Origin of the sequence: Streptococcus cuniculi (genome assembly GCF_004570575.1) — a bacterium.
Classification (GTDB): Bacteria; Bacillota; Bacilli; order Lactobacillales; family Streptococcaceae; genus Streptococcus; species Streptococcus cuniculi_A.
Genome location: NZ_SPPD01000015.1, coordinates 39,698 through 52,496 on the forward strand (window position 1 = coordinate 39,698; position 12,799 = coordinate 52,496).

The following is a 12,799-nucleotide window of genomic DNA, read 5'->3' on the forward strand; positions in this document are numbered from 1 at the left end:
TTTCTAGTTTATAGACGAGAACGACTCTGTTCTCGGGTATGAACATTTTGCTTGATCCGAGTGAGCTCCTCATGCTCATCTACAATGGAGTTAAATCGTTGGTGAAGAGCGTCTCTCTCAAGCTGGATTTCTTGAATTAGCTTATCAATCTCACTCTTACTTGCAGAAGAATCAAGCCCCAAATGGTTTAGAATTGTTTGAGCAATCTCTCTCTGCTCTGGAGAACCTTCCTCCATTGCAAGGAGCACTGACTGTAGTTTATGAAGCTCCGCCAGTCGATCATCTAATCGCTCTAGCTCCTTTTGTGTCTCACTCACTTGTTCCCTAAAGCGATCTAAAAGTGCTTCAAACTGTCGACCATCAGTCACATCATGACTGCTCAAGAAATTAAATTCTCGAACTAGCTGATCCATACGAGAGATGTATGGATTTTTGCGAATAATTTGCTCACCGTTATCATAAGAAAGCTGTCTTGCGAGCGTCTCTCCCTTGATCGCTTTATTTTGTGAAGCGTCTTTTGGGTTTGTGAAATAGAACCAGTCATTTCGTTGAATGAAAATATCATAGCTACCGTCTTCTCTCTTATCAACACAGCGAGCTGGAATCAAAACAACTCCTTTATTGGTAAGACCATACTCAACCTCAATATACAATCCCTTGGTTGTCTCCTCAAGAACCTGCCACTCATGAACCGTCAAACGAATTTCAAAGTCTTCTGCCTTTTCTGCCTGATGAGCTTGATAAGCCTCCTTGATTTCATCAACTGATAAAGTCACTTGGTTACCAGATAATTTTTTCTCTAACCCCTCAAGAGAATAGTTCCCTCTCTTTGACAGCGTCCTGTCACGTGCAAAACGCTCCTGATATTTTCCACCTAACGGAACAAGGAGCTTGTATCGTACCTCCTTCCGGGAGAGATCCATTTCAATATCCAGTGCTCTTGCTTTTTCTTGGAAATCTTTTAACGAAGTAGAATGCTTCAGGAGAAAGTCTAACCGCTCATTAATCTCATATCGAAAAACATGTTTCTTCCGATAGGCGACATACTCCTTACGAGAAGTTCTCATCCTCTCATCCAAAATTTTTGCGCCTGCAAGTCCTGCATGTTTGTCTGAAATTTGCATCAAGCTGCGCTTCGTTCCTTTTTGCCAACGAAACTTTTTGAGAGTGACCATATTAGTCGCATTAAAAATGATATGGTTATGTATATGCCCACGATCAATGTGTGTGGCGATTTTAAATTCATGTTGTCCGCCCGTCAATTCAAGAATTGTCCGTCGACCAATTTCATGAATTTCTTGTGGACTTAAGTCATCTTCTGGGCTAAAAGATTGGATAATATGATGGGCAATCACATCTTCCCCACTTCCTCGTTTCCCAAATTTACTCTGCGCATTCATTCGGGTCATCTCAAATTCGTCTGTAGCGGTGGAGTGATGACTAACACCATAAGAAGACACTAGCTGATAGACTACTTTACCATCAACGACTTTATGAGGAAACTCAGTAATATTTTCTGAAGCATTCGTAAACGTTTTGGCTTCATTCACGATGTAATCCATCGCACGATGAAGCGCATCTTTTTCAAGTGTTTTTGAATCATCGGCAATATACTTCATTGCTCGATCAAGGGATTGCTCTGACTTTATCTGAATAACTTTGGTCACTACCATTTCTTTTTTCCCCTTCTCTAACTTCCGATTGAATGAGGTTATTTACAAGCTGTCTTATCTCCTCCAGTTGCTCTTGGCACTCTTGAACGTCCGAACGACTAGCATGGTCATTCTCATTCACTTTCTTTGCGATCTGGTTGATATTGACACCAACCTTATTGATTTCGAGTCGGAGTTTTTTGAGTGCTGGAAAATCAATCATCTGTACCTCTCCTGTCACCAACATGAGACGGGCAAAGAGAGAAAAATTTTTGATTCCTGCCTTCTCCATTTGTCTTTTGATGAACTGATTCTCTTTGTCATCCACAAAAAATTCTTTTTTGATTGAACGACTACGATTACTTGTTATTGTCATAAAATTCCCTCCTTTTCTGTATAGGCTCAACTCCTCCCTTTTCATCTGGCAAGCATAGCATTTGTCAGGACAAACGCTAAAAATCAAAAAGGTCAGGGAACATCAACCCTACACGAATTGACGCCCTTTCCTTTTTGAAATTTTGGGGAGTCCCCCAATCCCCCTGGTCAGTGCTACGCACTTTTTCTTGTCTTGTCAGACAAGTTTTTTCCATCACGAGGGGAGGTCTGCGACCTCTAAGCTGAGAATTTCTGCACGTAAAATTTCAAATTCTCTATCTTGCAATTGCTCAATTTCTTGATAAGTAATACGGTATTCCTCTTGTAGTTCTTCTGAAAAATCTGCGATAGCTTTTCCCTCTTGACGGATAAGATGGAGGCATAATTTCTTGTTCACAGAGGTCATCTCTTCTTTGGGGCGAACCGTGTCCATTTCCAATCCTTCAAGGAATAAATCCGATAGGACATTCAGTGTTTCTTGTTTAATCTTTTCGATCATCTTCTTGTTCTCCTTTTGGTGGTCTAGTGAATAATTGGTCTAATGTTCTTTGCGTGGAGTTAGTGACTTTTTTGTCATTTGCGTTTTCCCCTCGACCTTCTTCTGTTCAATGGCTTGTTTGGTTTCAGTCTCTGCCTTTTCAAGCTTAGACTGAAGCTTGTCTGCAAATTTAGATTTGGTTTTTACTTCCTCAAGTCTCACATCAATCTTCTCCATCATTCTCTTGCTCTCAGACTGAATCACCTTCAATTGCGCTTCCAAATCAGAATAGTTCTGCTGGTCTTGTGACCATGAGTGAAGATATGCAAACGAGTAATCACTCGTATCAATTCCGTAATGGCTGGCCACAACATAAGCAATACTTTCTGCCTGTAGTTCTCTCTCTACAGTTGTGAATCCATCTGCTTGATGATGAAGTCTTGAGTGAGCCATTTCATGAAAAAGGGTCTTCATGATTTGTGCTTCACTCATCTGTTTCTCCGCAATGACTATCTCTCTTGTTTCCAGATTGTAATAACCATTTGCGTCTCCCTTGATTGCTTTGAAAGAGATAGGGACATGGTTGTCGAGAGAAACTTGGCGAGTAGCTCGATACAGATTTTCATAGTCTGGAACACTACCCTCAAGCAAATGAATTGGTTTGGGAAGTTCCTTACCTTCAGTTTGCTTCACATCAAATACCGTTCCAAATTTGAAGCGAGTAACCGTCATCTCTTTCCCGTTTTCATCCTTCTTTACCTCACCATTTTCATCCCGCACCTTGACTTGAACAGGTACAAAAATCTTGAGCCCTTTCTCCCCTTTTTGAACCTGTCTGTCAAATTCTTTTTTCCAAGTTTGATAAGAAGCCACATGTGTAATGTCTCTATTTTGAGCAAGCATCAGCTGGATATTTTTAACTGAGTAGTCATGGAACTTACTCATAGCAGTCAAGAAATTCTTGTACTGGTCTGACTTCGTATACTCCTTCATTCCTTCTTTTAGATGAGCAGAAAGAGCTTTTGTATCTTTCTCTTTTAGGATATCCGACAACGTTTTTTGAGAGGAATCTTTAGACAAATCTGTCTCCTTTTTAGAGCGATGGTATGGACTAGAAGTGACATTATAAGGGTCTGTACCTAGAGAGCGTTCCACCTCATCTGATACACCATCTCCATCGCTGTCTCTGGCTTTTCCAAGCTCTTCTTTGACAATTGTTTCTTGCGTTTTTACTTCTTCAAAATCTTTGTTTTTGAGAATCTCAAGAAAAGCTTTCCCTTTGTCTTTGACATACTCTTCGTTGATAGATAGTTGGTTGATGACACCGTCTCGTTCACGGTAAACACCTAGGACCGTTCTCTCTTGCTTAGAGTGTTCTAATTGGAGTTTTAGTCCTTCTCTTAGTTTCATCAGGCTAGCTGGAAAGGTCACATCGTCTACTGTTCGCAAAGCTAAAACAATATCTTCATCTCCTGACTTAATTGCTTTATTCATATTTAGGGAGTGAAGTTTAGGTACTTCAGATAAATCACCAAAATAGAATGAATCTGCCTCCACAATCGCAGGTAACTCCAGTAGCACCTTTAACTTATCAAATGTAGCACCTTTGTTGGCCAAAAGAATCGCATCAAACGCCCCCTGACCTTGCGCAAAATCAACCAGAGTTTGTTCAGCTGTTTGACCTTCTTTGTGAGGGAATACCCCTGTTAAATGTTGAAACTTGTCTTTATCAAATGTAACCTGTAGACTGTTGACCACGTCACCTTCTTGATAAAAATAGATGATCTTACTATCTGCGACTGTATCCAGATACCACTGCGCCGTCTGCTGGATGTTGCCCGCATAGCGATTCAATTTCACCAATTCACTATCAGAAATGGGGTGATAGTAATCCTTATGAATTGACTTATCACCGTCATTTATAGTAAAATGAAGATAAGATTGAGATCGAGTTTGATTTGGTGACAAGTCATCCAAAGGTTGCGACAGGTTCGCTTCAGGTAGAGGTGCTGCCTCCTGAGTTTTTTCAGGGAAATCCCCGAGTTTTGTCTCAATCTTTTTTGTTTGCCCTTGAGAATGCTCAAGAGCTCTTTTTTCACTACGAATGGAACGATAACCGAATTTTTCTTCTAGTACTGCTAGAGTCAATTCTGGTCTATCATCATACTCGTCATATTCAATTGCCCTGTCATCTATCCGCAAATCTTCTGCTGTTAAACTAATGTATAAGTCTTCTGCGGATGGATAGCCATAGTCTAAATGATCCGCCTCAATCGGCAATGTTGTGACTATATAATAATCCTTTTCGTCATCTCCAAACGTCAAAGTATCCCAATGTTCTGCAGAATAGTCATACGGTACAGTACGGTGAAATTTGTCTTTATGTTCTTGTAAAAAGGCCTTGACCCTTTCAACTTCTTCTCCTTCAATTCTTGGATCGTCGACAAAGGTTGCCTCTGGTTGGAACTCCTCAGTGGTCATTTCCCCGGCTATGCTTTGTTGCTCTTGATTTTGATCAAGGGCTTTTTCTTGTAATTCCATTTTCTCCTCCTGTTTCTCTTCATTCTGTTCTTTTAGATAGTCATTCCAGTCCATCTTCTCTTCTCCCTCTTTCAGTGGAGGAATATCTGCCCGGACTGAAACTCCTTTCTCTTCTAAACGAGCAATAAACTTCCTACCTGCTTTATCATTATCAACCGCTAGGGTAATAAAGTCCTGGTTCTTCTCCTCCTTGAAGAAAGAGGTCGTTTGAAAGGCTTTTAGAACTGTATCTATTTTCTGAGGATTAAACTGGTAGTCCTTTACCCCCTCTAATTCCGCAAGCAATTGCATCGTATGCCTGGCAATCGTTCCTGATTTTAGACCGTCCATGGCAACCAGTCTCACATCGCTCAGAATGCCCCTATTTAGCTCGTAATAGCTCATAAGGTCAATTGGTGCCTCCGCAAAAACAAGGCGCTTAGGCGTGCCGATATCGACGCTCAGGCCATGTAAACCATCTGAGTTGTAGAGGATTTGTTTGAGGTAGCCCCTGCCTTCATAGCGCTCCTTGTTTGGAGGGATTCCTTGCAGGCTAGCTCCCACTACTTTCTTATTTTGATTTAAGAATTTAAAGACCACTACTGGCTCAAGATATCCGTCTTGAGCTTTTTTCATAGCTTGAGCGAGGACCCCTTGGGACATGAAGAAATCGATTGTTTCATCTGAGAGTCCTCGCTGTTCTTTCAAATAGCTTCTCGCTTCTTGAAAGGGTTGCTCGTAAGGGGCTAAGGTATAGCGGAAAGGCTCTCTCTTTTCTTCCTGAATCGATACAGTTGGAAATTCCCCTGTTTTTAGATAGTGCATCGCTTCTTTGAAAGTCACTCCCTTGATTTCCTGGACAAGACCAATCGTATCTCCACCCTTGTCCTCATGCGAATACCATGTCCATTTGTTTTTTCGGATGTCTATCTTGAAAGAATCATGTTCTGTCCATTCATAGATAGTTGAGCTATTTCTACGTAGCTCCATCCCTAATGAAGAAGCCACATCGAGAATCGACATGGCTTTGGCATCTTCTTTTGTAAATATTTTTTGTTCTTCTGGCATATACTCCCCCCTCTATAGACTACGATGTTGGTCAGGTGCTTCTTGCTGAATAGATTTCTCCAATTTGACTTGAGAATCTTCTACAGCCTGAAAGACAGCTAAATCTGGATAGCGTTCAATTGCTTTTTCAAGTGGATTGACAAAAAATAATTCCTCTTGGTCAATGTGACAGACATGTTCTTGTGTGCCGTTAAAACCCTTTTCCATATCGATATTCTCAAACTTGATGACTGCAAGTTCTGTCAAACTTCCTCTGTAATAAGCGCCGACCTCATGCTCAAGGTAGTCAAGCACCTCTTCCCGTGTTTCCTGCTCGATATCACGAAGATAGGCTAACTCCCAATGTTCACCTTGAGAATAACCAACCACTTCATGCCATATTAATTCTTTATCTTGCATTGATAGAATGGTGTTGATAGCTTCTAATTTATCGTTCATAAACTCGTTGGCATAGTGTTGATACTCTAATAACGAGTATTCATAGATAAATTGATACCGTGCCATAATATAACGATCATATGTCCCATATTGCTCATTAAAACTATCAAATTGTCTAGCGTACTCATAGAATTCTCTTTGAGTACTAAAATTTGGAACATCTATCGGGTCTAACTCGTCAATGGCATATCTGTCCACATCAGCACAGCCTCTGTACAAATCATGGTCTAAAACATACTCATAAGCCAACACTGCAATATCAAAATAATGTGCCACTAAATAATCCACGACTTGCTGGTGCGACGTTAAATCTGAACGATAATCAATTAATAAATTGTCACGTGACACCTCCCAATCATCTATATATGCATTTTCTGGCGCTCGTAGCAAGAGGAGCTCTTCTTGTTCCATATCAAGACCAATGACCCGGTCACCGTTTTGAACCCTGTCTGTCTCCAGTTCTGCAATCTTCTGGTCAATAGTTTGGTTGAGCTGCTTGATGTCTTGCTTTAAGTTAAACAACTCATCCGCTTTTTGTTGTAGCTCCTCAAAATACTCCCGAGAGATTTCAATAGGCCGAACCAAACGATCCGCTTCTCGTTGCTCTCTTGGATAAGAGAACAAATAAGGCGCTACATCTTTAAAATCCTGATAATTCATTGCTTTAATCGCTTCTGTCACTAACATATTGCGGATTGTTCCATCGTCTGTACCACGGCTGATAAAGCCTTCTTCACTTATTACTCTCACTGCATCCACCAGCGAATAGTCTGGCAGATGCGAAAAGATGCCATCAAAAAAGCCGACCCCATAGACCGACTCTTCAACAACTTCTTGTTTCATTCGTTTATAGTCTTTTTGACTTAATATTTTTTGGGGCATAAGATTCCTTCCTTTCGACAAACTTAAAAATGATTAATGTGATATACTGAAAATAAATAATATTTTAAAGAGGTGCTATTATGTCTGACAATGTTTATCCTACCGCTTTTTGTTTCACTCCCTCTATCCAAAGTGATTTACCTCCAGAGGTAGCTCATCGCTATTCATTAGATGGCATTATTAAAAGTCGCAAAGACTTTCGATGTAGTGAAAACTGTGATTTTCAACTAAGTTTAGTTAATTTCGGCAAAACAATTACAGATAAGATGCAAGCTCCTCACTACAGAGCAGGTAAATTAGACCAAATTCACAACCCTATCTACTGTAATCTAATGCAGGAGCATTTTCGTGCTAGGGAACTAGAAGAAACAGTCGAGGATAGTCATGCTTTTCAAAGAGATAAAAGCAAGATAACTGTTCACATTGATTTAGTAAATGCTACACTTGCGAATATCCCTTCCAGCCGTTCTACAAACAATAAATATGTGGACAACACTACCCCTCTTCTTAGTAGGAAAAATAGGAGTATTTCTTCCAAATCTCTCAAATCCATTTCCCAACATATACGCTCTTTAAAGCGATTAGTGACCTATTTTCGAGATGCAAAACATGGCGAATTATATACTTTCACAAATGAAAATAACATTCCTATTGATTTAGATAACCATTTTATCAACTTGGATAAAAAAACTTTACTTACTGAATACAGGCCACATGTGTATTATGGAAAGGCGACAGTTCAAAAAAGAGAAAAAACTGATGAAAGTAGCTTTTATCTCATTCGTTTATCCACGTCTTGCCAACTGAACAATGTAAACGTACAGCCGACTTTTCTCGTTAATGCAGACAAAGAAGAACATAAAGAAAACGGTAAGATTATTCGAGGGACTGTAAGTCAACTAAAGATTCTAGAAAAAGCAAGCACTTCCAAAGAAGAAATAACCCTTTACTTCCTAGGTTCATTTAAACTATACAATTCTACTTATATCAACCCTGCGATTGAGCATTCTCAGCTACTAAAATATCTAGTATTTTCTAAGGAATAATCTCCTTTTTCACACACTGGTCTGGAGATACTGAAAAAATTTGATAGCTACCAACATGGCCAAAAACTTCCAGAAATTCTTGCTCTACTCTTTTGACTGCTTCCTCTTTACTTGAGAAACAATAAGCTCCTTCAAGAGAAGGTGACCACATTGGCCTTTCATCACGAAAGCCTAGCCAAACCTCTTGATCCCAATTGACTGTCATTAATGCTAGAAAATAAACTTCTTTCATTTTTTACTCCGTTTCTAATCTAAAAAAGGGAATCGTAAAATCAATCGGTAAAATCTCTACCGATTGATTTTTTATGAAAACAATACTTATTCAAATCTCGCCTCTGTATCTCCTTTCCATAATCAAGCAACCTTCTCCACCTCTTCTTCGGCCAGCTCTATCAAACGGCTAGGCCGTACTTGACCTCTAAACTCTTCAATATCACTCATATAGCGAACATAGCGATACCAAGTATCATCCTTTGGATGATTTCCTAAAAATGACGCTCGTGGGTGACTGTCTAGGTCAAACTTCTGATCACGAAAAACATTGTGCCTATTGACAAAGACTAAAGTCTCTGTGATTCCAATCGTTGAAATCTCATGAGGAGTGAGGAGCTCCCGCTTAATTTTTGAATTCTGAATGGAGCTTGAGCCGTTACGCCCTCTATTCTCGCTCGCATTACGGTCATCAATCGTTCCAGGTCCCGAGCGCTCTGATAACCATTTAAGAGTGTCATCATCACTTCCTCCAAGATAAATAATGGAACCACAGTTATTGATGATGGTCTTGGTATCTTCCTTACCATACAGTTTCTCTAGCTGAGACTTGGATTGGATCATCATTTTAAGACTAATCTCTCGTGAACGGATGACCGCAATAACTGCCGCAAGATGTGGAACTTTCCCAACTTGCGCCCACTCATCACCTTCGATTTGTAAGTGGAGCGGATAGTCGATATCTGTCCGTCGACCTAAGAGAATATCATCTGCAGTTTTGAATGTCACATCAAACACTATAGAAAAGAAGAGAGAAGTTAAAAATTGATAGGCTGGATTGACCTCGGGCATCATGACAAAAACAGCTGTCTTTTGGAGATTCCATGTATCAATTTCCATGTTGTCTGTCTCAACCAAGCGCCTTACTACATCATGGTCAAAGACAGAGACAATACTTGCGACCATGGCATAAACGGAAGTTCTGGTCTCGCTCTTAAAGAGTTTAAACAGTTGCCATTGTCGGTTGGCGTAGTTGTCTGGTAACTCTTTCTCTAAGTCCTCAAACATCCTCTCTACCACACTTTCAACTTCTGGATCTTGCCGATCGAGATAGCGAGCGATATCTGATAATTGAGGAAGATTGGCTTCATAACCTGAAACTTGACTATCAAAGTAGAGATAGCCAATCAAAGCACGCATCAAAAGCATCTGCGCCTGAATCCAGAAATCTTCTCCCCTATTATCACTTCGTTTCGTTGCGGTAACAATAGCTTCTGCGATTCGATCTATATCCAATTCATTTCTCATATAGTGAAAGCAGTTAAATTTATTAGAGTTAAGGAACGTAATCACATCAAAAATTTTGATGTGATATCCTGCTTGCTCAAGAGAGTGTCCTAATTCATGAACTAGTAAGCCCTTGGTATCCGTGAAAAGATAGCTTGAGTTTTGCTGCAAGGCGTTCGGTTTTATAAGGGAGCGAGTCTTAGAATCTCCTGTACCTCCAATCCCCAAAACATTCTTATTCACCTGTCGGTCAAATGAAAGACGCCGATTATAGAGACCCATACGAGCTTTTTGAGAGAGAATCATGTTCTTATATTCATCTTTGTCTTTCAATCGATCAAGCTCCTCTTGAGTCGCATAACGAGCGGAACCATGCTCTTCCCCGTAGCGAAATGTACCTACCGTTTGTCTGCGTAAGTAGAATAACAAGGCGCAAACAACTCCTACCATTCCTGCAAGCAAAGAATTTCCCGTCATGGCAAGATCAATCCAGCTTTTCTCTCCTAAATGAACCAAGGTCCACTCAATGCGGGAAATCCCAAAAATATCTTCTAAGGGGTTAGGAACTGGAGACACTTCATAGAGCTTCCACAACCAATGAAAGAGATAGAACAAGAAGAGACTAAGAATTGCATACGGCCAGAACTTTCTTTTTTTGACCACTACAATACTCATTTTTCCCTCCTCCTAACCGTGGCTTTTTTCACAGCTCGTTGGAATGTGCCCTCCTTCTTCAGCACACGAGAATAGTAGGCAGTTTTCTCTTTGGGAGTCATGTTACGAGGTGTTTTCATAACCTTTCTGGCAAACTCCTGAGGATTTTTTTGAATGTCAGACAAGATTCTTGTCAAGGCGCTTTTCACAATTTCTTGATTTTTGAAGTCGTACACCAAGGTCGTTGTCCCGTCCCCGTTTTCTCTGAAAGCAAAGCCAACCCCATACCGCTCTAGTTCTTTTTTAAAAGCAGTCAAATTGACCTCATTGTTCAGAAATTCCTGAATCTCTTTCTTCCCACTGGTCGCAAGAAAGGCATTCCACTCAGCCTCCCCATGAAATACACGATTAGCCCTATACTCTGAAAGAATCCTATAAGCAGTCTTTGAGGCAAGGTATAAACTTTTTAACAGAAATTTTCCTGTGACAATACCTGTCCGAGTTACCTGGGCTACTACACGTTCTTCATCCATATAAAAGTACCCTCCTTTCCATTAAAAAAGCACTTACGAACATTCATAAGTGCTAGTCTATTGTAAATTGTTGGATATGATGTAAGAGCTTGAGATGGCCTTCCTTTTTCTTCGTAAGCCGTGCAATTAACTCATCAATCTGATCCACCTCTTCTTGCAATTGAAGCTCAAAGGACTGCTTCTGACGAGTGACGGTGAGGCTCTCAATATCACGACTCGCTACTACCTTTAAAATAGGAGCGTCAACCTGACGATTGGCAAAGGAAGTTTGTTCTTCCCCCTCAAACCCCTCTTTTATTTCAATAGGTGTATGTTCCTCAAACTCTGATTCTGATTCTGTTTCCGGCAAAGACTGCTCCTCTTCTTCTCCCAGGATTTCCTCCTGTTTATCGTCTACAGAAGCTGGATTGCCCACATGGCCAAAGATGGAGTCTGAATCATCGTTGTTGGACTCCTCTAGGTCATGAGAAACGTCCTCTAGGCTCATTTCAGATTCTTTTGTGACCACTTCATCATAAAACGGTGTCTCAAAAACCGTCTCTTCTTCTACTACATTCGTGAGCTCAAGCAAATCAGAAACCGATAATTCTTCTTGTTGTGCGCTTTTAGCAGGTGAACCTTTACCTGTTGAAATAGCCTCTACTTGTGCTTCTGTAGCCTTGTCTCTCTTTTTAAAGGAGAATAAACGTTTGAAGAAACCTGTTTTTTGGTTAGCCTGACCAAAGTCTGCCAAAACCTCATCAACTATCCCCTCAAGAGGAAACGTGAGGCTTCTCTTATCTTGCAAGCGACCATCCTCGTCCAAATAGAAGACATTAAAGGTGGCATTCTCGCCCTTCTTTTTCTGTCTTGCACCTAAGAGATCTAATTCAAAGAGAAGCTCGTCTCTAGTCTTGACTTGAAATTGACTATAGGTCGCTTGATTCTGTACCTGAAACATGTCCAGATCCTCCTTCTTTAGTTTGCGCAATGAGTTTCTTTGCGTCTTCAAACGTCACATCATATTCTGTAAAGAGAGCAGTCATCCGCTCTGCGAGAAGAACCTTCTCTTCTTCTTGGAGTTTTCCTAACTTCTCCTGAAGTTGCTTAAGCTGATTCTGAGTCTTTTGGATTTCGGCTTGCTTTTTTACGACTCGTTGTTCTGCTTGGTATAGTTTCTGACTCATCATTTCTCCTTTCCTTCCGTCTTGTCAATGATTGCTTTTGCGGTTTCTCCTACAGATAACTCGGAGCCATCTGTAAGGACAATTGGCGCTATGTTGTTCACAAGAAATTGATCTTCTGTCTCGCTATACTGTAAGCGAAGAGTCGCGGTCCCTTGCTCATTATAGGACTTCCCGTCACGGTTGTCCTTTTCTTCTAAAATCGTTTGGGAATAGCGGACTTGTGCAATCACTTCCTTATTCTCACTATCGATGTAGATGGTGGCGTTTTGGTAGATACGGTCCACCACATAGCCTTTATAGGTCTTTTGAAGCGGTGTATCTTCGTCAGAAACGGTGGCGTTGTAGAGGCCTTCTGTCATAAAGGGTTTGTAGCGCTTGCGATTTTCTCCCAAGTCCTTCCTAGTATAATAGGCAATCAAGAAGTCTTCGACTTCTTTTCGCTTGAGTTCATGAGCTGCTGCCTCTTTCTTCTTGACCGTTTGGCTTATTG

General features: G+C 40.6%; 12 protein-coding genes. 1 reads left to right on the top strand and 11 read right to left on the bottom strand.

Translation table 11 applies throughout. The features are described from left to right. Window positions 1-8: 8 nt before the first annotated feature. From E4T82_RS09280 to E4T82_RS09300, 5 genes are all read right to left on the bottom strand, one after another. Complete coding sequence (locus E4T82_RS09280; RefSeq protein WP_135182550.1) at window positions 9-1,673, bottom strand: helical hairpin domain-containing protein; 1,665 nt, start codon at window positions 1,671-1,673, stop codon at window positions 9-11. Next, entirely contained in the window at window positions 1,627-2,028 is a 402-nt protein-coding gene (gene mobC / locus E4T82_RS09285) for a plasmid mobilization relaxosome protein MobC (protein ID WP_135182551.1), read from the bottom strand. The genes E4T82_RS09280 and mobC overlap by 47 nt, the downstream gene beginning before the upstream one ends. 213 nt (window positions 2,029-2,241) lie before the next feature. Beyond that, the gene (locus tag E4T82_RS09290; protein ID WP_135182552.1) at window positions 2,242-2,526 is read right to left on the bottom strand and encodes a hypothetical protein; all 285 of its coding nucleotides are present in this window, start codon (window positions 2,524-2,526) and stop codon (window positions 2,242-2,244) included. Window positions 2,527-2,565: 39 nt separating this feature from the next. Next, window positions 2,566-6,093, bottom strand: a complete 3,528-nt coding sequence (locus E4T82_RS09295) for a PBECR4 domain-containing protein (protein ID WP_135182553.1) — start codon at window positions 6,091-6,093, stop codon at window positions 2,566-2,568. Between the two features lie 12 nt (window positions 6,094-6,105). Further along, window positions 6,106-7,413, bottom strand: coding sequence for a hypothetical protein (locus E4T82_RS09300; RefSeq protein ID WP_135182554.1), 1,308 nt, complete (start codon window positions 7,411-7,413; stop codon window positions 6,106-6,108). Window positions 7,414-7,493: 80 nt separating this feature from the next. Between E4T82_RS09300 and E4T82_RS09305 the strand changes: the two genes are divergently transcribed. Further along, window positions 7,494-8,459 (top strand): hypothetical protein, encoded by a 966-nt coding sequence (locus E4T82_RS09305; protein WP_135182555.1) that lies wholly within the window; start codon window positions 7,494-7,496, stop codon window positions 8,457-8,459. Here the strand turns inward: E4T82_RS09305 and E4T82_RS09310 are convergent. The 6 genes from E4T82_RS09310 to E4T82_RS12535 all read right to left on the bottom strand — a co-directional run. Then, window positions 8,449-8,691 carry a hypothetical protein gene (locus E4T82_RS09310; RefSeq protein WP_135182556.1) on the bottom strand — a complete coding sequence of 81 codons (243 nt, stop codon included), beginning with the start codon at window positions 8,689-8,691 and terminating at the stop codon, window positions 8,449-8,451. The genes E4T82_RS09305 and E4T82_RS09310 overlap by 11 nt on opposite strands. Window positions 8,692-8,813: 122 nt before the next feature. Then, entirely contained in the window at window positions 8,814-10,631 is a 1,818-nt protein-coding gene (locus E4T82_RS09315; RefSeq protein WP_135182557.1) for a VirD4-like conjugal transfer protein, CD1115 family, read from the bottom strand. Then, window positions 10,628-11,143, bottom strand: a complete 516-nt coding sequence (locus E4T82_RS09320) for a DUF3801 domain-containing protein (RefSeq protein ID WP_135182558.1) — start codon at window positions 11,141-11,143, stop codon at window positions 10,628-10,630. Before E4T82_RS09320 ends, E4T82_RS09315 begins: the two co-directional genes overlap by 4 nt. Before the next feature lie 52 nt (window positions 11,144-11,195). After that, window positions 11,196-12,083, bottom strand: coding sequence for a hypothetical protein (locus tag E4T82_RS09325; RefSeq protein ID WP_135182559.1), 888 nt, complete (start codon window positions 12,081-12,083; stop codon window positions 11,196-11,198). Then, the gene (locus E4T82_RS09330; RefSeq protein WP_135182560.1) at window positions 12,052-12,309 is read right to left on the bottom strand and encodes a hypothetical protein; all 258 of its coding nucleotides are present in this window, start codon (window positions 12,307-12,309) and stop codon (window positions 12,052-12,054) included. Before E4T82_RS09330 ends, E4T82_RS09325 begins: the two co-directional genes overlap by 32 nt. Continuing rightward, window positions 12,309-12,799: hypothetical protein (locus tag E4T82_RS12535; protein WP_167753608.1), on the bottom strand; the 491-nt coding region annotated here is incomplete at its 5' end. The genes E4T82_RS12535 and E4T82_RS09330, both read right to left, overlap by 1 nt.